Origin of the sequence: Amycolatopsis sp. WGS_07 (assembly GCF_045278895.1) — a bacterium.
Lineage (GTDB): Bacteria > Actinomycetota > Actinomycetes > Mycobacteriales > Pseudonocardiaceae > Amycolatopsis.
The window spans coordinates 6,858,688-6,884,777 of record NZ_CP136053.1 but is presented as its reverse complement, the minus strand read 5'-3'; the positions used below and the strand labels follow the sequence as shown (position 1 = coordinate 6,884,777).

Sequence of the window (26,090 nt, the reverse complement as noted above, 5' to 3'; positions counted from 1 at the left end):
GCCCCGCTTAAGGGACCACAAGTCCGTGAAGGGGCCCTTCACGGACGGCGGCCGCGTCACTCCTGGAACGCCGGGAAGGTCGGCGGGAACAACTCCCCCGCCTCCCGGCGTTCGACATCCCGTTCCGAGTACGCGGCGCGCATCTTCTCGAACAACGCCTGCGCACGACGGCGCAAGTCCTGTTCGTCGACGCCCGGCACGTGCCCGTCCACCAGCACCGGCTGGCCGGCGACGACGGAATGCGTTGCCTGGCGGGCGGTTCCGCTGAGCAGGAACGTCCGGATCGGATCGTCGCGCACGCCGTCGCGCAGGTCGCCGACGTGGAACGCGACGAGGTCCGCCTGCGCGCCCGGGGCGAGCTTGCCGAGGTCGTCGCGGCGGAGCGCGTGGGCACCGCCGAGTGTCGCGGCTTCGACGTACCACTCGGCCGGAGCCGCGTCGGCGCGTCCGTCCAGCACCTTCGCCAGCTGCACGCCGACGTCCATGCCGCGCACGAGGTCCGGCGGGAAGGAATCCGTGCCCAGACACAGGTTCAGGCCCGCCTCGCGGTAGTCGCGGAACGAGCGGAGCGCGTGACCGTAGCGGAAGGACGTGAGCGGGCAGTGGATCACCGACGCGCCCGCGGCAGCCAATTCAGCGACGTCGCCCCGGTCCTCGCCGTAGACGTCAGGGTGGCGATCGAGGACTTGGCCGTGCGGGATCAGCAGCCGGTCGGTGAGCAGGCCGGTGCGCTTGAGCATCTCCAAGGGCGTTACGCCGTAACGGTCCAGGATCAGTTCCCGCTCCAGCACCCCTTGCAGACAGTGGAGCCGCACGAGGACATCCCGTTGGCGCGCCGCGTCGGCGGTGGCGCGCATGAGGTCTTCGGTGAGCGTTTCGATGCGGCACGGCAAGAGGACTCCGGTGACGAGCGGATCGTCCAGTTGCTTCACATGGTCGAGGAACCGCAACGCATCAGCCAGTCCCTTCTCGCCGAGCGGCTCGTCGAAGGCAACCGTTCGGGAACCGTCCACAGTGGCCACATTGACGCCGGAACGGTAAGCCGGGCCGAGGTATCCGCGCAGCCCGAGGTTCCTCGAGAAGTCCGCCATCGCGACGAGGTCCTCGTACGGCTCCGCCCAGGACGAGTGGACCTCCGACGCGATCGGCATGTACGTGGTGATTCCGTGCAGCGCCAGTTGAACGAGCGCGTACTCGCGAATGGTCTGCCGTTCCTCCGGGGTGAACACGTCGTGGCGGCGGTTCGCGAAGTAGTCCTCGGACCACTGCAATCCGGCCGCGCGGTCCGCGCTCGCCCAGGAATCGAGGACGAGATGGTCCACATCGGTCAGCGCGTCGAGGTCGATCAGGCCGGGAAGGACGAGCGCGTCGCCGAGGTCGACGTCCAGGTCGACAGTTCCGGCATACCGCGGGCCGACGTAGGCGACGACGTCGTCCTCCCAGACGACCTCGCCGTTTTCCAGCAGGGCGTGCCGCCCGTTCTGGTGGGCGAGGACGTGGCGGGCACGCCAGCGAGTGCGCATCGGGTTCCTTCCGCTCGGGGCATTTAGGTATACCAAACGGCGGAACCTGGCGGCCAGACCTTGCCGGAGGCGGGTTTTTCCGGGAACCTGGGAGGAGGATCGCCGCTACTGCCGGTGACAGCGAGAGGGGATCGGATGGAGCCGGGTTTCGCGTCGGAGTCGGAGCGCGTCACGGACCAGCTGCGCGACGAAATCCTCGACGGCGCCCGGGCTCCCGGCAGCAAGCTGGTCGAACGGGACCTCGCCGCGGAGATGGGCGTGAGCCGCGTGCCGGTGCGGGATGCATTGCGGGCGCTGGGAAACGAGGGCCTGGTGACGCCGCGGCCGCGGTCGTGGTCGGTGGTGCGGGAGTTCACCGCGTCGGATGTCGCGGACCTCAACGAGGTGCGCGCGGCCTTCGAGGGCTTGACCTTCCGGCTCGCCGCGCAACGCCGCACCCGCGAGGGCCTGGCGCGGCTGCGGGAAGTGCTGGACGTGGAACTGCAAGCCGCCCGGGCCGGAGACGCAGTCACGGCGCGCCGTGCGGCGGCAGACTTTCACGAGGTCGTCACGTCGCTTTCGGCGAACGAGCTGCTTTGCGAGCTGGAACGGACGCTGCGCAGCCGCATGCGCTGGCTGCTCGGCCAGCACGACGATCTGACGGCCATGGCGGCAGAACACGAACTCCTGTACGAGGCGATCGTGGACCGCGACGTCGAGCGGGTGGAACGGCTGGTGCTGGCGCATCTGGCGACGGGAACCAGCGAGGCGGCGCGGCGGCATCCGGCGGGGAAGCCGCTTCGGCCGGCTGAGCCCGCGCCGCGCTTCTGGGCGCATCCCCCTGGTCCGGAAGTCCGTGAGGGAAACAGATTCCCTCACGGACTTCTGCGGGAGCAGAGCGCGCGGCCCCGGTCAGAGGTCGACGACCGCCAGCCCGTCCGCCACCACGACTCCGTTGTGCAGCACCGTCCGGTCCTTGCCGCGGTCCATCACCGCGCTGGTCGGGGTCTCGCCGTCCACCAGCACCAGGTCCGCGCGATCGCCGGCGGCCACGCCGGGCCGGTCGGCGATGCCGGACAGCCGGGGGACGTCGTGGCTCATGATCGACGCCCCGCCCATCGTCGCGACCGCCAGGGCCATCTCGATCAGCTCGTCGCGGCGGAAGCCGTGGGTGAAGGCCAGTTGCCAGGTGCGGTCGAGGAGGTCGCAGTTGCCGTACGGGCTCCAGTAGTCCCGCTGCCCGTCCTCCCCCAGGCCGACGCGCACGCCCGCGGTCGTCAGGTCCGCCAGCGACAACTGCCGGTCGACCGACGGCGCGACGGTCGCCATCGCGATGTCCAGTTCGGCGAACGTGTCGATCAGGCGGCGGCTCACCGCTTCCGAAACCGAGCCCAGTTCGTACGCGTGCGACATGGTCACCTTGCCGCGCATGTCCAGCGCGCGCACCCGCTCGATCACCAGGTCAGTCGAGAACACGCCGAGATGCCCCGGCTCGTGCAGGTGGATGTCGACCTCGACGCCGTACTTCTCGGCCAGCCCGAACACGACGTCCAAGTGCCCCTTGGGATCCTTGTCCAGCGAGCACGGATCGATCCCGCCGACCACCGACGCGCCCGAGCGCAGCGCGGCCTCCAGCACGTCGGCCGTGCCGGGTTCGCGCAGGATCCCGGCCTGCGGGAATGCCATCACCTCGACATCGGCGTGCTCGGCGAACCGCTCCTTGGCCGCGAGGACGGCGTCGAGTTTCTCGAGCTGGCAGTCCACGTCGATCTGCGCGTAGGTGCGCACCCGGGTGGTGCCGTTCGCGATCATCCGCTCCAGCGTGCCCGCGACGCGCTCGGGCAGCGGGACCTCGGCGTTCCGCCAGTTCTCGCGGTCGTTCAGCATCATCGCCCAGACGCCCGGCGCCCCGGTGTGCGGCCGGAACGGCAGGCCGATCCGCGTCGAGTCGAGGTGGACGTGCACGTCGCTGAACGACGGGAACAGCAGCCGCCCGCGCCCCTCGACCGCGTCCGGACCGGGCGCGGCCGCCGGATCGTGCGGGCGGACCCCGGCGATCCGGTCGCCGGCCACCTCGACGTCGCTGCGCTGGCCGCCCCACGGACGGACGTCACGGATCAACACGGAGAGCACCTTTCTCGACGGGACCACTTTGGTATACCAAGGGTACCGGACGTGAGAAAGACACAGGTGCCGTGCCGCCTGGCCCCGGACACAGGCACCGGCCGCCGAAAACTCAACCAGCGAGCAACCGCAGCAGCCGGGCCGTCTCCGAAGCCACCGCCGACCTCCCCAGCCGGACGTACTTCCTGGGGTCCACCGCCTCCGGCTGTTCCGCCAAGAACTGCCGCACCGCCCGCGTGAACAGGCCGTTCAGGTGCGTCGAGATGTTCACCTTCGCCATCCCGCTGGCCACCGCGCCGCTCAGTTCCTCGTCGGACAGTCCGGACGAGCCGTGCAAGACCAGCGGGACCGGGACAGCGTCGCGCAGCCGGGTCACGAGCGAACGGTCCACCTGGGCGGTCCGTTCCACCATCGCGTGCGACGTCCCCACCGCGACCGCCAAGGCATCGACGCCGGTGGCGGAGACGAAGTCCGCGGCTTCAGCAGGATCGGTGCGCGCGCCGGGAGCGTGCACGCCGTCCTTCCCGCCGACCTCGCCCAGTTCCGCCTCCACCGCTACCCCCGCCGAGTGGCACAGGTCGGCGATTTCCCGGGTCGTGCGCAGGTTTTCCGCATAGGGCAGCCGCGATCCGTCGTACATGACGCTGTCGACGCCCAGCGCGATGCCTTCCCGAATCAGCGAAGGGTCTTCGATGTGGTCCAGGTGCACCAGCACGTCGACGGACGCGCGACGGGCGATCTCCCGCGACGCCACGGTAATCGGGGCGAGACCACCGTGGTAGCGGACGCAGTTTTCGCTGATCTGCAGCACCACCGGCAATCCTGCCTGTTCCGCACCCTCGGCGATGGCCTCGGCGTGTTCCAGCATGATCACGTTGAACGCGCCCACCGCGGAGCCGCGCGAGCGGGCGGCGGCCAGCAGCCGGGGCAGGTCGGGGCGGGTGATCATGGGGTGGCTCCGTTCAGGAATCGGTGGTAGGCGGGCAGATCCACCTCGCCGGCGACGGGGCGCAGGACGGCTGCGGCGCCCAGCGCGGCGGCGGCGCGGAGGGCTTCGATCAACGGCCGACCGGCGGCGAGGGCGGCGGCGAGCCCGGCGGTCGCGGCGTCGCCGGCGCCGGTGGGGTTGCCGTGTACGCCGGGGATGGCGGGGACGGTCAAGACGCTGTGCCCGGTGTAGGCGGCGATACCGTCGGCTCCGCGAGAGACGACGACTTGCCGGGCACCCAGGCGGAGAAGTGTTGCGGCACCGGCAGCCTCGTCCCCGGCGGACGTCGCGGCGAGCAGTTCGGACTGGTTCGGCTTCACGACGGCGCCGGCCCGGGCGGCGGCCAGCAGAGCCGGGCCGGACGCGTCGACCAGCGTCGGCACGCCGGCGTTCCGGGCGATGCGGACCCACTCGGCGACCAGGTCCGGAGATGCCCCGCGCGGCAGCGAGCCGGAAACCACCAGGAAACCGGAGACGCATTCGGCCAGGCGCTCGCCGAAAGCCGTCCATTCCTCTTCGGACACTTCCGGGCCGGGTTCGGTGTAGACGGTCGGGTGGCCGTCGCCGGTGATCGTGACGGTGGTGCGGTTTTCGCCGGAAATCGGGACTGCGTCGAAGGGCACGTCCAGTGCGTTGCCGAGCCACCGGCCCGCGTCGCCGCCCAGCGGGAGCACCGCGCGGACCGGGACGTCCAGAGCGGCGAGCACGCGCGCGACGTTCACGCCCTTGCCGCCAGGGCGGCGCTGCACCTCGCGCACCCGGTTCGTCTCGCCGAGCAGGTGGGCGGCGACCCGGTAGGTGACGTCGACGGCCGGGTTCGGGGTCAGGGTGACGATCATCGGGAATCAGGCGAGGATGACTGAGCGCGTCAGCGAGCGCGGGCGGTCGGGGTCCAGGCCGCGCCGGGCGGCCAGCGCGACCGCGAAACGCTGCGCCACCACGAGCGCGGCGAGCGGGTCGAGGTCGTGGTGCACGAAGCGCGCGCCGGTGCGGGCGACGTCCTCGGCCAGTCCGGCGGGGGCCGGGCCCAGCGACCACACGAGACGCCCTGGTTGCGCGATCGCGATCGGGCCGTGCCGGTAGTCCATGGCGGGATAGGACTCGGCCCAGAACTGCGCGGCCTCGCGGGTTTTCAGCGCGGCCTCGTAAGCGAGCCCGACAGCGGGGCCGCGGCCGACGAAGGTGACCTGTTCCGCGTCGAGGAGGTCGTCGATCGGCTCGGCCAGCGCTTCGGCACAGGCTGCCGCCAGCTGCTCGACGTCATCGCCCAGGCCGGCGCGCAGCAGGGCGAGCGCCGAGGTGGCGAATCGGGTCTGCACAACGGATTTCTCGTCGGCGAAGGGCAGTTCGACGACCTCGTCCGCGAGCGCGGCAGCGGGACTGTCGCCGACCGCGGTGATCAGCACGGTGCGCTGCTCGGGCATCGCGGCGAGCAGGTCGATGATCTCCGTCGTGGTGCCAGACCGGGAGATCGCCACGACGCGGTCGTACTCGCGCGACGCCGGGTATTCGGAGCCGGCAAAGGCATCGGTGACCCCGTAGCCGCCTTGTTCGCGGGCGACGGCGTAGCTCATCGCGATGAACCAACTCGTGCCGCAGCCGACAACCGCCACCCGTTCGCCCGGCTGGGGCAGGGCGGCGGACGGGGCGAGCGCGGCGGCCGCGCGCCACATCTCGGGCTGGGACGCCAGCTCGGCGGCCACGAAGGGGGCATCCGGAAGGGAGGACACGGGATGGAGGCCTTTCGATCCAAGGGGATGTGCTCGCATCCGTCACCATACTTGAGCATTTTTGATCAGTCTATGACTGATAATGCAGTTTCAATCACCAGAACGCGCGGTCCCGGCCTCTAGGATGAGCAGCGGACCGCCTCCGACCAGGAACGAGAGACCCGGCATGACGCCTCAGCAACGCCTGAACGCCCTGCTCGAATTGGTGAGCGAACGGGGCAACGTCACGATCTCGGAGATCGGCGAGGCGCTCGGCATCTCCCCCGCGACCGCGCGGCGGGACCTTTCGATCCTCGGCGACCAGCGGCTGATCACCCGCACCCACGGCGGGGCCGCCGCGCTGGGCGCCGGCTACGAACTGCCGCTGCAGTACAAGATCGCCCGGCAGGCCGAGGCGAAGACCGCGATCGCCGCCCGCGCCGCGGACCTGGTGCAGCCGGGAGAAACCGTCGGGCTCAACGGCGGCACCACGACCACCGAGGTCGCCCGCGCGCTGGGCAAGAGCGAGAGGTTCGCCCGCGCCGACGGCGACACCGGGCTGACCGTCGTCACCAACGCGCTCAACATCGCTTACGAGCTGTCCGTGCGCGCGCACGTCAAAATCGTCGTGACCGGCGGCGTCGCCCGGCGCCAGTCCTACGAACTGGTCGGCTCGCTCGTCTCGGACGCGCTCTCGGCGTTCGCGCTGGACACGGTCATCCTCGGCGTCGACGGGCTGAGCGCCCAGTACGGCGCGACCACGCTGCACGAGGGGAAGCCGAGGTCAGCAAGCGGTTCAGCCAGGTCGCCCGGCGCGTGATCGTGGTGGCGGACGGGACCAAGCTGACGAAGGCGACCTTCGCCCGCATCTGCCGGCTGGACGCGATCGACGTGCTGGTCACCGACGCCGAGGTGCCCGCTCCGTTCGCCGCCGACCTCACCGCGGCCTCAGTGGACCTGATCGTGGCCCGGTAAGCCATCCCGTCGTTGCGCATTTCTGATTGATTTGCCATGATGCAGATCAATATCACGCAGAGGTGAGGTGGCGACGTGGTGAACCCCGGGGTGCTGCGGGTCGGCGTGGTCGGCGTCGGCCTTCGAGCCGGGATCGCGCGGCACGTAACGAAATCCGGGATCGCGGCCGAGATCGTCGCCGCTTCGGATCCGCACGAGCGGGGCCGGGCGCGGGCGCGCGACCTGTTCGGCGCGGTCGACGTCGTGGCCGGGCACGCGGAGCTGGCGAAGCTGGTCGACGCCGCGATCGTCACCTCCCCGGACTGGACGCACGCCGAGATCGCTGTCGACCTGCTGCGCGCCGGAGTGGCGGTATACCTCGAAAAGCCGCTCGCCACCACGCTTCCGGACGCCGACGCGGTCCTCGCCGCCGCGCAGGAGACCGGCACCCCGCTCTACATCGGACACAACTTCCGGCACTCCGGAGTCGTCCGCGCGCTGCACGACGTGGTCGAGCGCGGCGAGATCGGCGAGGTGAAAGCCGTGTGGTGCCGCCATTTCGTCGGCAACGGCGGCGACTACTACTTCAAGGACTGGCACGCCGACCGGCGCAAAGTGAACTCGCTGCTGCTGCAGAAAGCCAGCCACGACCTCGACGTCATCCACTACCTCGCCGGCGGCTTCACCCGCCGCGTCACCGCGATGGGCGACCTGACCGTCTACGGCGGCATCACCGACCGAAGCGGCCAGGGCGACCGGCTCGCCGACGACTGGTTCTCCTTCGACAACTGGCCGCCCGCCGCGCAAACCGGCCTCAACCCGGTCGTCGACGTCGAAGACCTGTCGATGGTCCACATGCGACTCGACAACGGCGTGCTCGCCAGCTACGAGCAGTGCCACTTCACCCCCGACTACTGGCGCAACTACACCGTGATCGGCACCGAAGGCCGCGCGGAGAACTTCGGCGACACCGGCGGCGGCGTGGTGAAGGTGTGGAACCGCCGCCGCGAGTGGTCCTCCGAGGGCGACCGCGAGTACCCGATCGACGGTGTCACCTCCGGCCACTCGGACGCGGATCTCCTGACCATGACGGAGTTTCTGCGCTACGTCACCCGCGGCGACCCGCCGGAGCTGTCGCCGGTCGCCGCCCGCGAGGCCGTCGCCGCGGGCGCGCTCGCCACGCAATCCCTGCGCTCCGGCTCCGTGCCGATCGATGTCCCGCCGCTGCCCGCCGCGGTCGCCGCCCACTTCTCCCCGCCGGAAGGAACCCGCAGATGACGTCCCCAGCCCGCCAGCACCGCTAGGAAGGAATCCCATGCGCGTGCGCACTCTGACCCGGCGCGGGTTTCTCCGCGGCGCGGCGGCCATGGCGCTGGTGCCCGCCGCCGCGGCCTGCGCCGAAGCCCCCGCCGCCACCTCGGGGCCGGTCACCGTCGAAATGTGGCACGGCCAGAACGACACCGGTCTCAAGGTCCTCAAGCAGCTGGTCGCCGCGTTCCAGCGCGAGCACCCCGACATCCGGATCGACCTCGGCGGCGGCGTGCTCGCCGACGCCATGCTGCAGAAGGTGACCGCGGCGCTCGCGTCCGGCTCCTACCCCGACATCGCCTACATCTTCGGCTCCGATCTGTCCAGCATCGCCCGCAGCCCGCGGGTGGCGGACGTGGACGACGTCGTGCACAGCGGCACGGAGTTCTGGAAGCCCGCGCTCGAAGCGGTCACCGTGAACGGCCGCGTCCGCGCGGTGCCCGCGATGCTCGACTCGCTGGCCGTCGCGTGCAACAAGACACTCTTCGAGCAGCACGGCGTCCCGCTGCCGGACGATTCCTGGCGCTGGCCGGATTTCGTGGCCGCCGCGAAGAAACTGACCGACCGGAACAAGGGGCAGTTCGGCACGGCGTGGCCCGGCGCGGGCGACGAGGACACCGTCTGGCGGCTGTGGCCGATGATCTGGGACCTTGGCGGCACCATCGTCGGACAGGACGGCCGCAGCATCGGCTTCGCGGACAGCGGGGTGCAGGCGCTCGAAGTCATCCGGAACCTGGCCGCCGACCGCAGTGTCTACATCGACCCGAAACCGGGCTCCGAGCAGATGTACCAGGCGTTCGCCTCCGGCCGGATCGCGATGGTGCCGACCGGGCCGTGGCAGCTGCCCGACATCGTCGACGCGGGCCTCGACTACCACATCGTCCCGCTCCCCACGTTCACCGGAAACCCGATCACCATCTCCGGTCCGGACACCTGGACGGTGTTCGACAACGGCGACCGCCGCCTCGCCGCGGCCAAGACCTTCCTGCGGTGGCTCACCGCCCCGGCCCAGGACGTCGTCTGGGACGTCGGAGCGGGCAGCCTCCCGCTGAGCACGCAGTCGCAGCGCCTTCCGGACTGGCAGCGGAAATCGCGGGACACCGCCGGGATTTCCGTGTTCGTCAAGTCGCTCGAAAACTCGCACGTCCGCGCCAACCACCCCGCCTACCCGCAGGTTTCGCAGGCCGTCGCCGCCGCGATCGTGTCCGTGCTGCTCGGGCGCGCCACGCCCGCCGACGCCATGCGCGACTGCGCCTCCGCGGCCAACGCCGCCCTCGTCATCCCCCGTTAGGACCCCGCACATGTCCGTACATCCCGGCCCGATCACAGTCGCTCCGGCCGCCAAGACCCGCCGGCGGCGCGAGACCGCCGCCGCCTGGGCCTACCTGAGCCCCTCGGTCGTCGTCATCATCGGCCTCGGGCTGGTGCCCGTGGTGTGGTCGCTGATCCTGTCGTTCCAGGCCGACGACCTCGTCACCCCGTCCCGGTTCGTCGGCGTCGACAACTACGCGGCGCTCGCCCAGGACCCGCACTTCGGCCAGGCGGTCGGCAACACGCTGGTGTACACGGCGTTATACGTTCCGCTGAGCATCGTGCTCGGCCTCGCGCTGGCGCTCGCGCTGAACCGGCGGGTGCGGTTCATCGGCGCGTACCGGACGCTGATGTTCGTCCCGTTCGTGCTGTCGGCCACCGCGCAGGGTGTGTTGTTCTCGTTCATCCTCGACCCGGAATTCGGCGTCGCGAACTCGCTGCTGCACCGGATCGGGCTGAGCCCGCAAGGGTTTCTGACCGATCCGTCGCAGGCGCTGCTGGTGCTGGTGGCCATCACGCTGTGGAGCGGCACCGGCTTCTGCATGGTGGTTTTCCTGGCCGCGCTGCAGGATGTGCCGCCTTCGCTCATCGAAGCCGCGCGGCTGGACGGCGCCGGCCCGTTCCGGATCCTGCGGCACGTGACGCTGCCCGCCGTGCTGCCGGTGACCACCTTCCTGACGCTGTGGCAGCTGATCCAATCGCTGCAGGTGTTCGACCTGACGTACGTCACCACCAAGGGCGGACCGCTCGGGTCGACCACGGTGATCGTCTACTTCATCTGGCAACAGGCCTTCCAGAACTTCACCGCCGGATACGGCGCCGCCGCCGCGTATGTGCTCGCCGTCGTGCTGCTGGCGCTCGGGCTGGGCGTCCGGTTGCTGCGCCGCAACAAGGAGGCTCAATGACGACGCGCGCGCACGCTGCCCCCGTGTCCGCTGCTCAGCTGCCCGACGTGCTCCGCTCCCGCCGGCGCTGGCGGCTGCCGTTCAGCCCGTGGCATCTGCTGCTGGCCCCGCTGGCGTTGCTGTTCGCCGCGCCGCTGGTGTGGCTGCTGCTCAGTTCGGTGATGAGCAACGCGGAGATCAACCGGTTCCCGCCGTCGCTGTGGCCGTCCGGGATCGATTTCTCCGGCTACCGGTACGTGCTGGAGAACGCGCTGTTCCTGCGCTGGTTCACCAACTCGCTCATCGTGTCGGTCGTGACCGTGGCGGCCAACCTCGTCTTCGGCTCGCTCGGCGGCTACGCGTTCGCGCGCATGCGGTTCCGCGGGTCGAAGGTGATGCTCGGGCTGATGATGGCGACCATGGCGGTGCCGTTCCAGCTCACCATGATCCCGACGTTCCTGGTCATGAAGAAGCTCGGCCTGATCGACTCGCTCGGCGCGCTGATCGTCCCGTCGCTGGTCACGCCGTTCGCGGTGTTCCTGCTGCGGCAGTTCTTCCTGTCGCTGCCGCGCGAACTGGAGGAGGCGGCCTGGATCGACGGCTGTTCGCGGCTGCGGGTGCTGGTCCGGATCGTGCTGCCGCTGTCGCGGCCGGCGTTGAGCACGGTCGCGGTGCTGACCTTCCTCAGCACCTGGAACGACCTGACCTGGCCGCTGATCGCGATCAACCACGACACCCAGTACACGCTGCAGCTCGGCCTCACCACTTTCCAGGGACAGCACCACACCAACTGGGCGGCGGTGATGGCCGGGAACGTGATCACCGTGCTGCCGGTGCTGCTGGCGTTCCTTGGCGCGCAGAAGACGTTCATCCAGTCCATCACCTCCAGCGGTCTCAAAGGCTGAACCGCACTCCTCCAGAGGAACCACGCATGCCGCACCCCTTCGACCTGCTCGTGCTGGGCGACGTCAACCCCGACGTCGTCCTCGGGCCGCTGACCGGCGATCTCGACTTCCGGCAACGGGAGAACCTCGTCGGCCACGGCTCGCTCACGCTCGGCGGGTCCGCCGCGATCACCGCCGCCGGAGCCGCCCGGCTGGGATTGAAGGTCGCCTTCGCCGGCCGGATCGGCGACGACGCCGCCGGTCGCTTCGTTCGCGACATCCTCGCCGAGCGCGGCGTCGATACCCAGGCCCTCACGGTGGATCCCGCCCTGCCGACGCCCCTCACCGCGATCCTGACCCGCGACGACAGCCGGGCCATCGTCACGAGTTCCGGCGTGCTGGGCGCGGTGTCGGCCGCGGATGTCCCGGAACGCCTGCTGGCGAGCGCCCGGCACGTCCACGCGTCGTCCTATTTCCTGCTGCCCCAACTGGCCGCCGGGCTGCCCGAACTGTTCCGCATCGCCCGGGCGCACGGCGCGACGACCTCGCTGGACACCAACGACGATCCGGCACGGCAGTGGGATCCGGCCGGAATCCCGCTGGTGCTCAAGGAAACCGACTTCCTCCTGCCCAACGCCGCCGAAGCACGGCAGCTGTCCGGGAAATCCGCGCTGCTCGACGCCGCCGCGCAGCTCGCCGGGCACGGTCCGACGGTCGTCGTCAAGAACGGCGCCGACGGCGCGATCGCCCACCACCGCGGCGAAATCGTCACGGTTCCCGCGTCCCCGATCACCCCGCTCGACACCGTCGGCGCCGGAGACAGCTTCAACGCCGCGTTCCTCGCCGCGACGCTGCGCGGCCTGCCGCTCCCCGACGCGCTGCGGGCCGGCGTCGAAGGCGGCGGCCGGTCGACGCTCGCGCGCGGCGGGATCGACGGCCAACCGACCTGGAACGAACTTTTCCCCCTCACCGAAACGGAAAGCGCATGACCACCAAGATCACCTTCGTCGGCGCCGGCAGCGTCGTGTTCACCCAGGGCCTGCTCGCGGATCTGTTCGCCTATCCCGAACTGGCCGAGGTGCACGTCGCGCTGCACGACATCGACCCGGAACGCCTGCGCGTCGCGCACGCGGCGGCCGGGCGGATCGCCGAAGCCCGCGGCGCCAAGCCCGTCCTCACCGCGCACACCGACCGCCGCGAAGCCCTCGAGGGCGCGGACTTCGTCGTCAACATGGTCCAAATCGGAATGGGCGAGGCCACCCGCGTCGACTTCGACATTCCCGCCCGGTTCGGCGTGAAGCAGACCATCGGCGACACGCTCGGCGTCGGCGGGATTTTCCGCGCCCTGCGCACTTTCCCGTTCCTGCGCGACCTCGGCGCGGACATCGCCGAGGTGTGCCCGCGGGCGTGGCTGCTGAACTACACCAACCCGATGGCGATGAACGTGCAGTACCTGTCCGAAACGCTCGGCTCGGACCGCGTGGTCGGCCTGTGCCATTCGGTGTACTGGACGGTGCACGACCTGGCGAAACTGCTGGAGGTGCCGCTGTCCGAGGTCACTTACCACGCCGCGGGGATCAATCACCAGGCCTGGATCCTGCGGCTGGAACACCAGGGCGCCGACCTGTACCCGCGGCTCGCCGAACTCGCCGAGGACCCGCAGCTGCGGCGGCGCGTCCGGTTCGACATGTTCCGGCGGCTCGGCTACTACCCCACCGAAACCAGCGAGCATTCCTCCGAATACGTGCCCTGGTATCTCGGCCACGCCAGCGAAATCGAACGGCTGCGGCTGCCGATCGGCGCGTATCTCGACGTGGTGGCGGAGAACGAAGCCGAATACGAACGCACTCGCCAGGCCATCGAGCGCGACGAACCGCTCACTGTCGAAGGCACCAACGAATACGCGCCGCAGATCATCCACAGCGTGGTCACCGGCACGCCGCGCACCGTTTACGGCAATGTGCTCAACCGCGGGCTGATCCCGAATCTCCCGGCGACCGGAGCCGTCGAAGTGCCGTGCCTCGCCGATGCCACCGGAATCCGGCCCACCCGCGTCGACGCGCTCCCGCCGCAGCTGGCCGCGCTCAACCGCACCTACCTGAGCACCACGGAACTCGTGGTGCGCGCGGCGATCGAGGACGATCCGCGGCACATCCGGCACGCGGCGATGACCGATCCGGCCACCGCGGCCGCGCTTCCGGTGGAACGGATCTGGGAACTGTGCGACGAAATGGTGCGCGCGCACGGCGACGCGCTTCAGCCGGGATTGCGCGCGACTCTAGGCAGCTAATGAGCCTTGACGGCGCGTCGCGGTGATCCGCTAAACTTCTGGTGCCTGCCGGACGGGCAGGCACCAGAAGTACGCCCAGCCGGTAATGCGGATTTCCCCGCGAGCCCGGACCCAGTCGCCAGGATGTCTTCGGAACCTCCGAGGCGGGGCCGTACTCACCACTCGCTGGAGTCACCAGATGCATTCGCTCCCTGGTCGGATTTCTCGCGCGACCGCAGCGGCCGCGCTGCTCATCGGCAGTTCGGCGTGCGCGCTCGGAACCGCGGGCACGGCGGAAAGCGCGCCGCTGCCCTCGACCCAAGGCATTACGCTGCCCGCCCCGCACGCCGGATTCGATTACCAGATCGGCGGCCCCTACGCTCCGCCGGCGGGCGTCCAGGTGGTCAGCCGCGACCACAGCGCGCCGGCGGCCGCCGGGCTCTACAACATCTGCTACGTCAACGCTTTCCAGGCCCAGCCTGACGCCGAAGAAGAATGGGGCGACCTGGTCCTGCGCGACGCCGACGGCAACGTCGTGAAGGATCCCGACTGGAACGAGGCGCTGCTCGACCTGCGCACCGAGGACAAGCGAGGCCGGATCGCGGACAAGGTCGGCGGCTGGATCGACGAGTGCGCGGGCAAGGGCTACCAGGCCGTCGAGCCGGACAACTACGACAGCTTCACCCGGTCCCAGGGCTTGCTCAGCGCGCAGAACGCGCAGGACCTGGCCAAGCTGCTTTCCGCGCACGCACACGGAAAAGGCCTCGCGATCGCGCAGAAGAACACCTCGGAGCTGGCCTCTTCGCGCGCGGCCAACGGTCTCGACTTCGCCGTCGCCGAGGAATGCGGCGAACAGGACAATTGCGCGGAGTACACGCAATACTTCGACAACCACGTGATCGTCATCGAATACACCGAAGCCGGTTTGCGGAACGCATGTGCCAAGTGGGGCAACACCCTCAGCGTCGTCCGCCGCGACCGGGACGTGACGCCGAAGGGCAATTCCGCCTACGTCCGCGAAACCTGCTGAGACTTCCGCCACCCTGCCAGCGCCGTCTCGCGGACGCTGGCAGGGTGAGGGAATGGACGACGATTACCCGTTCGACAACGCGAGCGCTCCGGCGAACGACCGGATGTCCGCCCTCCAAGCGAGTTACGACGCGGCGACGGTCCAGCACCTGGAGAAACTGGGCGTCGGCTCCGGGTGGTCGTGCTGGGAAATCGGCGCGGGCGGCGGGTCGATCGCCCGGTGGCTGGCCGAGCGGGCCGGTCACGTGCTGGCCACCGACGTAGACACCCGGCTGCTCACCGATCTGCCCGCGAATACCTCGGTGGTGCACCACGACGTGCGCGAGGAACCGGTGCCGGACCGGAAATTCGACCTGATCCACGCCCGGCTGGTGCTGATCCACTTCCCGGAACGCGACGAACTGGTCGCCAAGCTCGCCACCGCGCTCGCCCCCGGCGGCTGGCTGGTCCTCGAAGAGATCGAAGCGCGCGGGCAGACGGTCCTGGAGACGCCCGACGAGGCGAGCGCGGCGATTTTCCGTTCGGTGCAAGGCCGGATCATCGACCTGCTCGAACGAGCGGGCAGCGACGTCGAATGGGCCGGACGGCTGCCGGAGGTCCTGGCCGAGGCCGGGTTACGCGAGATCGGCAGCGGGCGGGTGACGACCCGGTGGCCGGGCGGCGGCACGGAAATCCGGGTGCTGGCGGCGAATTCGCTGGAACTGGCGGACAAGCTGGCCGCGGAGGGCGTGCGGGCGGAGGAACTGGAGCAGTTCCGCACGGTGCTTGCCGATCCGCGGTTCACGGTGTCGTCCTATCCCCTGGTCTCGGCTTGGGGGCGCGGCTGAGGTCGCTGCGGGCCCGGAGGAGCTTGAATGCTCGCCGACCCGCAGTTCACGGCGTCGGCCTACCCCCTGGCCCCGGCCCTGGACGCCGCAGGCCCGGAAAACTTGAACAGTCCCGCGCAGTGCTCGCTGACCCGCGGTCCCGTCCTACCTCCTGGTCTCCGCCTGGGGACGCCGCTGACCTCGCCGCAGGCCCGGAGGAATGCACCGAAGCTGACCGGCGAACCGACCACGGAGGGCGCGAGCCCCAACCGAACTGGAGAAAATCCCGCCGAGCGCTCACCAGTCCACTCTCCGCGGAATCGGCTTGCTGCCAGCGATTCCGCCGGTGTCGATCGGCACGGCTGGTTCCCTCAGACAAACCAGGCCCGGCACACGGTCGGCCTATCCACCATCCGATGCCTCGATCAGGTCGAGGTCGCGGACGCAGAAGCCGTGGTGCTCGAAGGTCTCGCTGAGCACCGTGCCGAGGCACCGCCGCACCGTGCGGCCGCGGGCGTACGGCGGCCAGACGTCGTCGTCGGGCACCGGCGCCGGCGCGGCCAGCTGGTCCGCGGTGACCTGATCAAGCCAGGCCTCCAACTCGGCAGCCTGCGCCTCCCGCACGCGCACGATCTCGTCGAGGGCCGGATCGAGCGAGAGGTCGAGCCCGTGCGCTTCGCGGTAGGGCTCGACATCCGGCCCGATGCCCATCGGCGTGAACAGCTCCGTCGAGCCCAGGCAGGAGCGGCGGAACCACGAATCGTGGACGAAGACCAGATGGCGCAGCGTCTGCACCGCCGACCACTCGTCGTTCACGCTGCGGCGTTCGATGCCGGGCGCACGGCGGATCCGCTCGATCGTGGCGGCCCAGTCAGCACGGAGCTGCCGCGCCGCCTCGCGCAGGTCGGCCAGGTCGTCGGAGCGGATCAGCACGCGCACCGGATGCCGCCGGTCCAGTTCCGCCTCGACGTACCCGGCGACCTCGACCCCGTTCACCACGAGGTTGGTGACGAGCCCGTCGATCACCGCGTCCTGCATGACGACGCCGATCAGGCGTGCGCCGGTCAGATCGCACTCACGGAACTCCGCGCCGTTCAGGTCCTCGCCGACATATCGGGTCATGCTCCGCATGTTAGGCCCGGCCACCGACAAAACCTGGTCAACGCCGGCGCGAGATAGCCACGCCCGCCAGGCACAGCGCCCCGCCGACGAGTCCGTACGCGGTCGGGGTTTCCGCGAGCAGCAGCCATGACAGCAGCACCGCCACCGCCGGAACGGCGTAGGTCACCATGGTCAGCCGTCCGGCGTCCGTGCGACGCAGGGCGTAGGCCCACGCGGTGAAGCCGATGGCAGTGGGGAACACTCCCAAGTAGACACTGCCGAGCACCGCTCCCGCCGGCGCCACCTGCAGTTCGCCGACCAGCTGCGGCGTCCACGGCAGCAGCACCACGGTGCCGACGACACAGCCCAGCCAGATCGCGGTCAGCCCGTCGACGTGGCGCAGCGTGATCTTCTGGACCATGACTCCGGCCGCGTAGAGCACGGCGGCCAGCAAGCACAGGAGAACGCCCGCCCAGTCGTTGCTTCCGGTGGCTCCGGTCGCGATCAGCGCGGCCCCGCCCAGCGCGACGAGCGAGCCGACGATGAGCGAGCGCGAGAAGCCCTCGCCGAGGAACTTGCCCGCCGCGACGGCGACCATCAGCGGCGCGAGGTTCACCAGCAACGCCGCCGTGCCCGCGTCGACGTGCCGCTCCCCCGCATTGAGGACGACGGTATAGGCGGCCAGCCAGAGCACGGCGTACGCCGCGACCAGCAGGAACGCCTTGCGCGACAACCGGACCCGGAACGCGCCCTTGGCGACGACGAGCACGGTGAGCGTGACGGCCGCGACGGCGAGCCGCAGCAGCGCGAGCGGCGCCGGCGACAGTGCGTGCCCGACGCTCCGGATAGCGACGAACGACGAGGCCCACAGCACCACGGCGAGCCCGGCGGCTGCCGCGATCTTGCCGAAGTCGGTCTTGCGGGCGGGCTGGACGGTTTCCACGAGATCGGTCACCTGGCCATCGTCGCCTCGCCCCTATGTACAGCACAAGCGATTAGTTCTGTACGTCCGTTAAGAAGGGCTGTACATTCGCAGCATGCTGGACATCTCCCGGCTCCGCGTTCTGCGCGCAGTCGTCGCGTCAGGGTCGATCCGCGCGAGCGCCGTCGCACTCGGCTACACACCGTCCGCAGTGAGCCAGCAAATCACCACGCTGCAACGGGAGACCGGGCTGCAACTGTTCGAACGGTCCGGCCGTGGCATCGAGCCGACCGAAGCCGGACGCACGCTCGCCGCCGAGGCCGAGGCGCTGTTCGAGGCGTCGAGCCGGATCGAGCAGGTCGTCAGCGAACTGCGCGCCGGACGCGTCGGGCGGCTGTCGATCGGCTACTTCGGCTCGGCCGGATCGACGTGGCTGGCCCCGACGGTCGCCGCGCTGCGCGCCGAGTTCCCCGGCCTTCGGCTGGACCTGATGCTGACCGAGTTCACGCCGGGCGACCCGGACATCGACATCTTCGTGGAGGAGACCGGGGCCGAGCATCCCGGATCGGTCGTCGTGCACCGGCTGGCCGAGGACCCGTACCTGGTGGTCGTCCGCCGCGACGACCCGCTCGCCGCGCTGCCGGAGGTGCCGCTGGCCGCGCTCGCCGAGCGGCACTGGGTCGACAACGACCTCCGCGACGGACCGTGCCGCCAGGTGCTCCTCAACGCCTGCACGCAAGCCGGGTTCTCGCCGGGTTTCGTGGTCGAGACGCACGACTACCGGACCGCGATGTCTTTCGTGGCAACGGGAATCGGGCTGACCGTGGTGCCGGAACTCGGCATCGGCGACCTGCCCGAGGGCCTCGCGACCGTCCCGATCGCCGCCCCCGCGCCGGTCCGGCACCTCAGCCTCGCGGTGAAGAAGCCGATCGCCGCGCACCCCGCCGCCCGGCGCGCGGTGGAACTGCTGGAAAACCTGGTGTGCGGCGGAAAAACCCTCGCCAGCTGAGCACGCACGGTCCGTGAAGGACTCCTTGCGGGAATCTGATTCCGTGAGGGGCCCCTTCACGGGCAAGCAAGCTCGCCAAGCCCGGGATTGCCGCGGCTTCGCATCGCGGCCGCCCGGGTAACCTCTACCCAGGCCCGGAGTCCGTGAAGGACTCCTTGGAGGAACCTGGTTCCCTCAAGGAGTCCTTCACGGCACGACGGCCGAGGAGCGCGAAAGGGCGTTCTCCGGTAACGAATCCGCCACATTCCCGACGCGAATGCGCGGCCGCCGCCCCGAACGGACCAGCCGGGTCCGGGTCCGTGCCGGACGCCAGGTGGACGGCGGCTCACCGGAACGGGTTGATGGCCTTCCGCCAATTTCCCTGGCCCTTTCCGCGCCGACCTGGGAGGTCGACCGGAAACCCGGGATCGTTACACCCCGATCGGGTAGGGCCGACTCACGCACGGTCCCCGTCCCCGGGCGCGAAACCGGTCTCCGTCACCCTGACGAGGAGCGGCGAACCCCCGGGTTGGCGGATTGGCCGGGGCACCCCCTCCGTGCGGGAATGGTGTCACCGTCCGACATCGGGGTCGCCCGGTTTTTCCCAGGAAAGGGAAGGGTTCGTTTTCATGGACGTCCGGTACGAGGCTTTTTGCTTCGCCGATCCGCTGTTCTTCGACGAACCGCGGGAAACCCCGGGCGCGGCCGGCGACCTGGCCGCGGGGCTGTCCCGGCCGGGACCCGAGTGGACGGTCGAGGCGCGCGGGATCTGGCGTTCGCTGCGCCCGGCCGGGCATCGACTTCCCGCGCAGGGCTGGAAAATCCACGTCTCCGCCGGTCTGGACAACGCCGAGGGCGTGCTGGCCACCGTGCATCAGTACTGTGTGGACCATCGGGTGGCGTACAAGCATCTGCGGTCCCGCGCGATCCTGCAGAGCCGGAATTCGAAATACGCGCCGCGCGAGGGAAGCGGCAAGCTCGTCACGATTTACCCGGAGTCCGAGGAGAGCCTCGCCCGGATACTGCACGACCTTTCCGCCGAGCTGGAAGGCGAGCCCGGCCCTTATATTCTGAGCGATCTCCGGTACCGCGAAGGACCGCTTTACGTCCGGTACGGCGGATTCGCCGAACAGTGGACCGAACACGCCGGGACGCGGGTGCTCGCGATCCGCCGTCCGGACGGCGCGCTCGTGCCCGACCGGCGGGAACCTTCCTTTTCGGCGCCGGAGTGGGCGCCGATCCCGGACTGCCTGTCCGAAAGCGTGGCCGCGCGCAAGAACGGGGCCCGGTTCCCGTACCGGGTCGCCGGTTCCTTGCACTTCTCCAACGGCGGCGGCGTGTATCTGGCCGAACGAGGGGCCGGCCAGAAAACGCTGGTGCTGAAGGAGGCGCGGCCACACGCCGGGCTGGACCGCGACGGCGCCGACGCGGTCGCCCGGCTGAACCACGAGCGCGAGGTGCTCGAACGGCTCGCGGACGTCCCCGGCGTCCCGAGGGTCTACGAGCAGTTCACCGTGTGGGAGCACCATTACCTGGCGATGGAGCATCTGCCCGGCATTACGCTGAGCAGCTGGCTGGCCCGGCATTACCCGCTCACCAGCGGTTCCCGCGCCGAAGCCGATCTGACCGCCTACCGCGACCGCGCGCTGGCCGTGCTCGCGCAGGTCGAGCGCATCGTCGCCGACATCCACCGGCACGGGATCGTCTTCGGCGACCTGCACGGGAAGAACATCCTGGTGGACGAGCACGACCGGGTCTCGCTGATCGATTTCGAACTGGCCGTCGAGGCGGATTCCGGCGACCGGCCGGGGCTCGGCGCCCCGGGCTTCCGCGCGCCCGCCGACCGGCACGGGTTCGAGATCGACGAGCACGCGCTGGCCGCGCTGCGGCTCTGGCTCTTCCTGCCGCTGGTGATGCTGCTGGAACTCGCGCCGGGAAAGCTGCGCGGGATCGCGGATTTCGCCGAACAGCGGTTCCGCCTGCCCGAGGGATACGCCGATCGCGTGGTCGCCGTGCTCTCCCCGCGCCGCACCCCGCCCATCGCGACGCACACCGCGCTGGACGAGCAGCGGCCCGACTGGACGCTGGTGCGCAAGCAGATCGCGGAAGCCATCCTCGCGAGCGCGACTCCGGAGCGCACCGACCGGCTGTTCCCCGGCGACATCGAACAGTTCCGCTCGGGCGGCGCGGGTTTCGGCGTGGGCGCCGCGGGCGTGCTGCATTCGCTGCACGTCGCCGGGGCGGGCCGTTATCCCGAATACGAACAGTGGCTGCTGGCCGCGGCGCGACGGCAACCGCCCACGCGGCCCGGCTTCTTCGACGGCAGCCACGGCATCGCGTACGTGCTCGAGGAATTCGGCTACTCCGACGCGGCCGACGAACTGTTCGGTGCGTCGCAGGCGCTGGTCGAGCAGACCGTCGACCACGGTCTGGAAAGCGGGCTGGCCGGGATCGGCCTCACCCGCCTGCATTTCGCGAACACCCGCGGCGACAAGGAATTCGCCCGGCAAGCCCGTGACACCGCGGTCCGGCTGGCGACCGCGCTGGACACCGCCGAGCCGCCGGGCCGCTTCGCCCGGGCCGGGCTCCTGAGCGGGTGGTCCGGACCGGCCCTGCTGTTCCTGCGCCTGCACGAGCACACCGGCGAACCGTCCTGGCTGGCCCTCGCCGAGCGAGCCGTCGGCCGTGACCTGGAGGAATGCGTTCCGGCCTCCGACGGGTCGCTGCAGGTCCGCGACGGCGCCCTGCGCACCCTCCCCTACGCCGCGATCGGCAGCGCCGGAATCCTGATGGTCGCCGAACAGGTCGCCCGGCATCTCCCCGAGTCGGCGACAGCCCGGAGCCTGCCCGGGTTGCGCGCGGCGTGCCGCGGGGAGTTCGTGATCCATCCCGGCCTGCTGTACGGCCGGTGCGGGCTGGCCGCCGCGCTGTCCTTCGCCCCCGAGCCGGACCGGGAAGCTATCGACCTGCACCTGGCCCGGCTGTCCTGGCACGCCGTCGCGTACCGCGGCGGGCTGGCCTTCCCCGGCAATCAGCTGCTTCGCCTGTCGACCGACGTCAGCACCGGCGGCGCGGGGGTCCTCCGCACGCTCGCCGCACTACTGGACGGCGCGGAACCGCTGCCTTTCCTGGGCTCCGCACCGTCCCCGCACACCTCCGGCCGATGAGCGCCGGCGGACCCCGAGAGAAGGGAACACCCATGGAAAACGTCCTGGAGCTGCAGGCGCTCGAGGCCCCCGAAGCCCTCGAGGGCCAGGGACTCGACCACCACGGCCACAGCCACTACAGCGCGTGGTGCGGAGACAGCACGCTCAGCCTGCTTCTCTGCTACTGACCGCGGGCGAGGGCGGGAACGGCGCAGGCCAAGTGCGCCGTTCCCGCCCCGTTCATTCTGCCCCGCCGGCCCGCCCCGGTCGCGACGGGGCGGACGACCACCAGAAGGAAGCGCCATGGCTGGATCCGCGGACCGCCTGCTGATGTCGGCCGTCCGGCTGGACCTGCCCCGGCTGGCCGCGCTGATCGTGCTGTCGCTGGTCTCCGCCGCTGCCGGGCTGCTGCTGCCCGGCGCTCTCGCCGCCGCCACCGACGCGGTGCTCAGCGGCCGCGGCAGCACTGGCGCGGTGGTGTGGCTGCTCGTCGTGGGCGTCGCGGAGATCGCCGCCGACGCCGTCCTCATCGTCCTGCCCGCCCGGCTGACCAGCGACGCGAGCGCGTGGCTGCGCCGCAAGGTCACCGACCGGCTGCTCGCCTTGGGGACCGGCTCGCCGTTCTCCTCCGGCGACGCGGTGAGCCGGGTGAGCGGCGACTGCGCGGCGGCGGGCGGGATCGCCGCAGTCCTGGTGCGGCTGGTCGCGACCGGGCTGATGTCCCTGGGCGCGGTGGTCCTGCTCGCGCTGCTGGACTGGCGGCTCGCGCTGGTGTTCCTGGGCAGCCTGCCGTTCGCCTTGCTGCTGGCGCGGTCGCATCTGCGCGGCACCGCGGAGGACGTGCTTGCCTACCAACGGGTTTCCGGCGAACTGTCCGCCCGGCTGCTCGACGCCGTCACCGGCCTGCGGACCATCGCCGCGTCCGGCACCGCCGACGCCGAAGCCGCGCGGGTGCTGCGCCCGCTGCCCCGGCTGCACCTCGCCGGGCAAGGCATGTGGCGCACGCAGGCGCGGATGGTGTGGCGCGCCGGTCTCCTGCTCCCGACGGTGGAAATCCTCACGCTCGCCGCCGCCGGGTTCGGCGTCCTGGCCGGACGGCTCAGCGCCGGCGACGTCCTCGCCGCCCTCGGCTACGTCGCGCTCGGGCTCGGCCTGGTCACGCAAATCCCGTTGCTCACCACGCTTTCCCGGGCCCGCTCGGCGGCGCACCGGATCACCGAGGTCCTCGACACCGAGCCGCCGCCGCGCGGCACATTGGGTTTGCTGCCCGGAAACGGCACTCTGGAACTGCGCGGCGCGACGGTGCACGGCGCGCTCGCCGACGTCAGCCTCACCATTCCCGGCGGGTGTTTCGCCGCGCTGGTAGGCAGTTCCGGCTCCGGAAAGTCCACTGTGGTCAGTCTGCTGGCCGGGCTGCGCCGTCCCGATTCCGGACAGGCCCTTTTGGACGGTCGCGACCTCGCCGTCCTGCGCCCCGACGAGCTTCGGGCTGTCGTCGGATACGCCGCCGCCGAGCCCGCGCTGCTGGGCGGGACCATCGCGGACGCTGTCGGCTACGGTTCCTGGGCCAGCGTCCCGGCGGTCGACGAGGCTTGCCGGACCGCGCGGATTCACGACGTCCTCGTGCGGCTGCCGCACGGTTACGACACGCCGCTCGCCGAAACTCCGTTGTCCGGCGGGGAAAGCGCCCGGGTCGGGCTCGCCCGCGCGCTCGCGCGCAACCCTCGGGTGCTGCTGCTCGACGACGCGACCGCGAGCCTGGACACAGTCACCGAACGCGCGGTGACGGCCGAGCTGGGCCGCCGGACGCGGGTGGTCGTCACGCACCGGGCCGCGATGGCCGCGCGGGCGGACGTGGTGGTGTGGCTGGCGGCGGGCCAGGTCCGGGCGGTCGGGCCGCACGCGCGGCTGTGGCAGATGCCGGGGTATCGCGCGGTGTTCACGGAGGAGACGTGACCGTCGGCCGCCTCTACGGGAATGCCCTCGCCGGGCAGTGGCGCGGCGGGCTGGTCCTGCTGGCCTGCTCCGTCCTCGAAGGACTGCCCGCGTTTTTCTCCGGACGGCTCGTCGAGCTGGCCGTCGACAAGGGATTCTCCGCCGGGCGGCCCGGCATCGGCCTGGCCTGGCTCGGCGTGTTCGGCATCGCCGCGCTCGCGGGCGCGTTCGGCTCCCGCCTGGTGTGGCGGCAACTGGGCAAGGTCGTCGAGCCGTTGCGCGACGCACTGGTGACCGCAGTCGTCCGCGGAGTACTGCACGACCCCGCTCCTCCGCGAAGCGGACCGGACGCGAGCGGCGTCGCCCGGATCACCCAGCACGTCGAGGTCGTCCGCGACGCCACCGGCGGGCTCCTGGTGCAGGCCCGCGGCATGATCGTGACCACGGTAGCGGCGATCGCGGGCTTGCTCGCTGTCGCGGGTTCGCTAGCGCTGCCGGTCGTCGTGCCAGTAGTGCTCGCGCTGGCCGGTTTCGCCGCACTGCTCCCGTCACTCGCGCGGCGACAACGCGCGCTCACCCTCGCCGACGAAGGCACCGCCGCGACCACCGGCTCGATCTTCGCCGGAATGCGGGACGTCGTCGCCTGCGGAGCCGAACCAGTCGCCGCCCTGACCGCCGACCAAGCGATAGACCGCCAGGCGTCCGCCGCGATCCGCGTAGCCCGCTCGGGAGCGCTGCGGTCCCTGATCGTGGCCCTCGGCGGTTTCATCCCGCTCGTGCTCGCACTCGCCCTGGCCCCCTCGATGGTCGCGCGCGGCGAACTGACCGCCGGTGCCGCGCTGGGCGCGCTCGTCTACCTGGCCACCACCCTGCAACCCGCGCTGCGCGGCCTCGCCGCCACCGCGTCCACAGTCGTGCTGCGCCTGCTGGTTGCGCTGCGCCGGCTAGCCGAAACCACCGCTCCGCCCAACGTCCACCCCGGAACCGAGAGCCCAGCGGGACTAGGACTGGCCGTGCGCGATTTGACCTTCCGCTGGGGAGCGGCCCCGGAACCCGTCGTCCGCAACCTGAACCTCGACCTCCGCCCGGGCGAGCACCTGGCCGTAGTGGGCCCGAGCGGAATCGGAAAATCGACCCTGGCCAACCTGCTCACCGGCCTTTTGCCCCCGCAGCACGGCGAAGTCCGCCTAGGCGGCGTGCGAGTCAGCGAGCTGGCCAACCGGCCCCGGCACGTAGTCCTGGTCCCGCAACAGGCCTACGTGTTCGCCGGAACTGTCCGCGAAAACCTGTCCCTTTTCTGCCCCGAAGCCACCGACCACCGCCTGATCGCAGCCGCCAGCGCAGTAGGCGCCGCCCCGCTGTTGGCCCGCCTGGGCGGCCTGGACGCCGAACTGCCCCACGGCCCCGCGACCCTCTCCGCCGGTGAAGCCCAGCTCCTCGCCCTGGCCAGGGCTTATGCCGCACCGGCCGGGATCGTCGTGCTGGACGAAGCGACATCCGCTTTGGATCCGGCGGCCGAGGTCCACGCCGAACGCGCCTTCGCCGCCAGGGGAGGCACCCTGGTGGTCATCGCGCACCGCTTGTCGTCCGCGGCCCGGGCGCGCAGCGTGCTCCTGATGGACGGACAGGCCACGCTGCACGGCCGGCACGAAGACCTCCTGGCCGTCTCGCCCCGGTACGCCGAAATGATGCAGGCGTGGCTGCCCGCACGGCGAGCGGCCAGCTGAACTGCGAACCGGAACCGTCCCCGCTCCGCTTGGTTCCTCTTTCTCCCCCGGCTCAGACCTTGCGCGGCACCGAGGCGATGAGGATCTTGCTGGTGCCGTGCCCGAGGTAGATGTCCACCTTGCTGAACCCGCCGGACGGTCCGGGCTCGGTCCAGCCGAAGGTCTTGTAGTCGTCCGACGCCGTGCGGGTCTGGACGTCGAGCAGCGTGCCCGCCTGCCGGAACTCGAAGGTGACGGTGGTGCTCCCGGACCCGGCGTCGTCGCGGACATAGCCGCTGACCCCGACCGCGCGGTTGTACCAGGTCAGCGTGCCCCCGGCGGCGCCGCCGCTGATGTGGTCGCCGAAGTCCGACGTCGGGTAGCTGGCGGCATTCGCGATCCCGGCGCTGCCGAGCGCGGCGAGCGCGGACACGACGAGACTGACGGCGATGCGTTTCATGGCGTTTCCCCCAGGGATGGTCGATTCTGGGCGGAATCGTACTGTGCCGGACGGTGCGGCGCGG

21 protein-coding genes and 2 pseudogenes are annotated in these 26,090 nt (G+C 70.8%); 15 read left to right on the top strand and 8 right to left on the bottom strand.

What is annotated here, in order from left to right:
- Window positions 1–56 precede the first annotated feature (56 nt).
- Window positions 57–1,523, bottom strand: a complete 1,467-nt coding sequence (locus RPX00_RS32355; RefSeq protein ID WP_406631049.1) for a chlorohydrolase family protein — start codon at window positions 1,521–1,523, stop codon at window positions 57–59.
- A 135-nt stretch (window positions 1,524–1,658) separates the two neighbouring features.
- Between RPX00_RS32355 and RPX00_RS32350 the strand changes: the two are divergent.
- Window positions 1,659–2,195: pseudogene (locus RPX00_RS32350) on the top strand (GntR family transcriptional regulator); the annotation flags it as partial.
- A 219-nt stretch (window positions 2,196–2,414) separates the two neighbouring features.
- Here the strand turns inward: RPX00_RS32350 and RPX00_RS32345 are convergent.
- The 4 genes from RPX00_RS32345 to RPX00_RS32330 all read right to left on the bottom strand — a co-directional run bounded on the left by RPX00_RS32345 (window position 2,415) and on the right by RPX00_RS32330 (window position 6,287).
- Window positions 2,415–3,626, bottom strand: a complete 1,212-nt coding sequence (locus RPX00_RS32345; protein WP_406631047.1) for an amidohydrolase family protein — start codon at window positions 3,624–3,626, stop codon at window positions 2,415–2,417.
- Between the two features lie 112 nt (window positions 3,627–3,738).
- Complete coding sequence (locus tag RPX00_RS32340; RefSeq protein ID WP_406631045.1) at window positions 3,739–4,575, bottom strand: class II fructose-bisphosphate aldolase; 837 nt, start codon at window positions 4,573–4,575, stop codon at window positions 3,739–3,741.
- Entirely contained in the window at window positions 4,572–5,453 is an 882-nt protein-coding gene (locus RPX00_RS32335; RefSeq protein WP_406631043.1) for a 1-phosphofructokinase family hexose kinase, read from the bottom strand. Before RPX00_RS32335 ends, RPX00_RS32340 begins: the two co-directional genes overlap by 4 nt.
- Window positions 5,454–5,459: 6 nt before the next feature.
- Window positions 5,460–6,287 carry an SIS domain-containing protein gene (locus RPX00_RS32330; protein WP_406643159.1) on the bottom strand — a complete coding sequence of 276 codons (828 nt, stop codon included), beginning with the start codon at window positions 6,285–6,287 and terminating at the stop codon, window positions 5,460–5,462.
- Window positions 6,288–6,426: 139 nt separating this feature from the next.
- On the opposite strand from RPX00_RS32330, the pseudogene RPX00_RS32325 reads away from it, so the two are divergent.
- From RPX00_RS32325 to RPX00_RS32285, 9 genes and pseudogenes are all read left to right on the top strand, one after another.
- A pseudogene (locus RPX00_RS32325) lies at window positions 6,427–7,298 on the top strand (DeoR/GlpR family DNA-binding transcription regulator).
- Window positions 7,299–7,373: 75 nt separating this feature from the next.
- Window positions 7,374–8,555: a Gfo/Idh/MocA family protein gene (locus tag RPX00_RS32320; RefSeq protein ID WP_406631041.1), complete on the top strand. Its 1,182-nt coding sequence runs from the start codon at window positions 7,374–7,376 to the stop codon at window positions 8,553–8,555.
- Between the two features lie 37 nt (window positions 8,556–8,592).
- Window positions 8,593–9,876, top strand: a complete 1,284-nt coding sequence (locus tag RPX00_RS32315) for an ABC transporter substrate-binding protein (RefSeq protein ID WP_406631039.1) — start codon at window positions 8,593–8,595, stop codon at window positions 9,874–9,876.
- Between the two features lie 10 nt (window positions 9,877–9,886).
- On the top strand, window positions 9,887–10,801 hold the full coding sequence (locus tag RPX00_RS32310; RefSeq protein WP_406631037.1) for a carbohydrate ABC transporter permease: 915 nt from the start codon (window positions 9,887–9,889) through the stop codon (window positions 10,799–10,801).
- The gene (locus RPX00_RS32305) at window positions 10,798–11,685 is read left to right on the top strand and encodes a carbohydrate ABC transporter permease (protein ID WP_406631035.1); all 888 of its coding nucleotides are present in this window, start codon (window positions 10,798–10,800) and stop codon (window positions 11,683–11,685) included. The genes RPX00_RS32310 and RPX00_RS32305 overlap by 4 nt, the downstream gene beginning before the upstream one ends.
- A gap of 26 nt (window positions 11,686–11,711) precedes the next feature.
- Complete coding sequence (locus RPX00_RS32300; protein WP_406631033.1) at window positions 11,712–12,653, top strand: carbohydrate kinase family protein; 942 nt, start codon at window positions 11,712–11,714, stop codon at window positions 12,651–12,653.
- Complete coding sequence (locus tag RPX00_RS32295; protein WP_406631032.1) at window positions 12,650–13,954, top strand: alpha-glucosidase/alpha-galactosidase; 1,305 nt, start codon at window positions 12,650–12,652, stop codon at window positions 13,952–13,954. The genes RPX00_RS32300 and RPX00_RS32295 overlap by 4 nt, the downstream gene beginning before the upstream one ends.
- 178 nt (window positions 13,955–14,132) lie before the next feature.
- Window positions 14,133–14,963, top strand: coding sequence for an endo alpha-1,4 polygalactosaminidase (locus RPX00_RS32290; RefSeq protein ID WP_406631030.1), 831 nt, complete (start codon window positions 14,133–14,135; stop codon window positions 14,961–14,963).
- 52 nt (window positions 14,964–15,015) lie between these two features.
- Window positions 15,016–15,789: a class I SAM-dependent methyltransferase gene (locus RPX00_RS32285; protein WP_406631028.1), complete on the top strand. Its 774-nt coding sequence runs from the start codon at window positions 15,016–15,018 to the stop codon at window positions 15,787–15,789.
- Between the two features lie 381 nt (window positions 15,790–16,170).
- Here the strand turns inward: RPX00_RS32285 and RPX00_RS32280 are convergent, their stop codons facing one another.
- Together RPX00_RS32280 and RPX00_RS32275 are read right to left on the bottom strand one after the other, a co-directional pair.
- Window positions 16,171–16,890 carry a DinB family protein gene (locus tag RPX00_RS32280; RefSeq protein WP_406631026.1) on the bottom strand — a complete coding sequence of 240 codons (720 nt, stop codon included), beginning with the start codon at window positions 16,888–16,890 and terminating at the stop codon, window positions 16,171–16,173.
- A 37-nt stretch (window positions 16,891–16,927) separates the two neighbouring features.
- Window positions 16,928–17,824, bottom strand: coding sequence for a DMT family transporter (locus RPX00_RS32275; protein WP_406631024.1), 897 nt, complete (start codon window positions 17,822–17,824; stop codon window positions 16,928–16,930).
- Window positions 17,825–17,906: 82 nt separating this feature from the next.
- Between RPX00_RS32275 and RPX00_RS32270 the strand changes: the two genes are divergently transcribed.
- The 5 genes from RPX00_RS32270 to RPX00_RS32250 all read left to right on the top strand — a co-directional run bounded on the left by RPX00_RS32270 (window position 17,907) and on the right by RPX00_RS32250 (window position 25,587).
- Window positions 17,907–18,800, top strand: coding sequence for a LysR family transcriptional regulator (locus RPX00_RS32270; protein ID WP_406631022.1), 894 nt, complete (start codon window positions 17,907–17,909; stop codon window positions 18,798–18,800).
- Between the two features lie 608 nt (window positions 18,801–19,408).
- Entirely contained in the window at window positions 19,409–21,946 is a 2,538-nt protein-coding gene (gene lanKC / locus RPX00_RS32265) for a class III lanthionine synthetase LanKC (protein ID WP_406631020.1), read from the top strand.
- A 32-nt stretch (window positions 21,947–21,978) separates the two neighbouring features.
- Window positions 21,979–22,113: a class III lanthipeptide gene (locus tag RPX00_RS32260; protein WP_182894993.1), complete on the top strand. Its 135-nt coding sequence runs from the start codon at window positions 21,979–21,981 to the stop codon at window positions 22,111–22,113.
- A gap of 115 nt (window positions 22,114–22,228) precedes the next feature.
- Entirely contained in the window at window positions 22,229–23,881 is a 1,653-nt protein-coding gene (locus tag RPX00_RS32255; protein ID WP_406631018.1) for an ABC transporter ATP-binding protein, read from the top strand.
- Window positions 23,878–25,587 carry an ATP-binding cassette domain-containing protein gene (locus RPX00_RS32250; protein WP_406631016.1) on the top strand — a complete coding sequence of 570 codons (1,710 nt, stop codon included), beginning with the start codon at window positions 23,878–23,880 and terminating at the stop codon, window positions 25,585–25,587. The genes RPX00_RS32255 and RPX00_RS32250 overlap by 4 nt, the downstream gene beginning before the upstream one ends.
- A gap of 52 nt (window positions 25,588–25,639) precedes the next feature.
- On the opposite strand, the gene RPX00_RS32245 is transcribed toward RPX00_RS32250, so the two are convergent.
- The gene (locus RPX00_RS32245) at window positions 25,640–26,026 is read right to left on the bottom strand and encodes a hypothetical protein (RefSeq protein ID WP_406631014.1); all 387 of its coding nucleotides are present in this window, start codon (window positions 26,024–26,026) and stop codon (window positions 25,640–25,642) included.
- Window positions 26,027–26,090 lie beyond the last annotated feature (64 nt).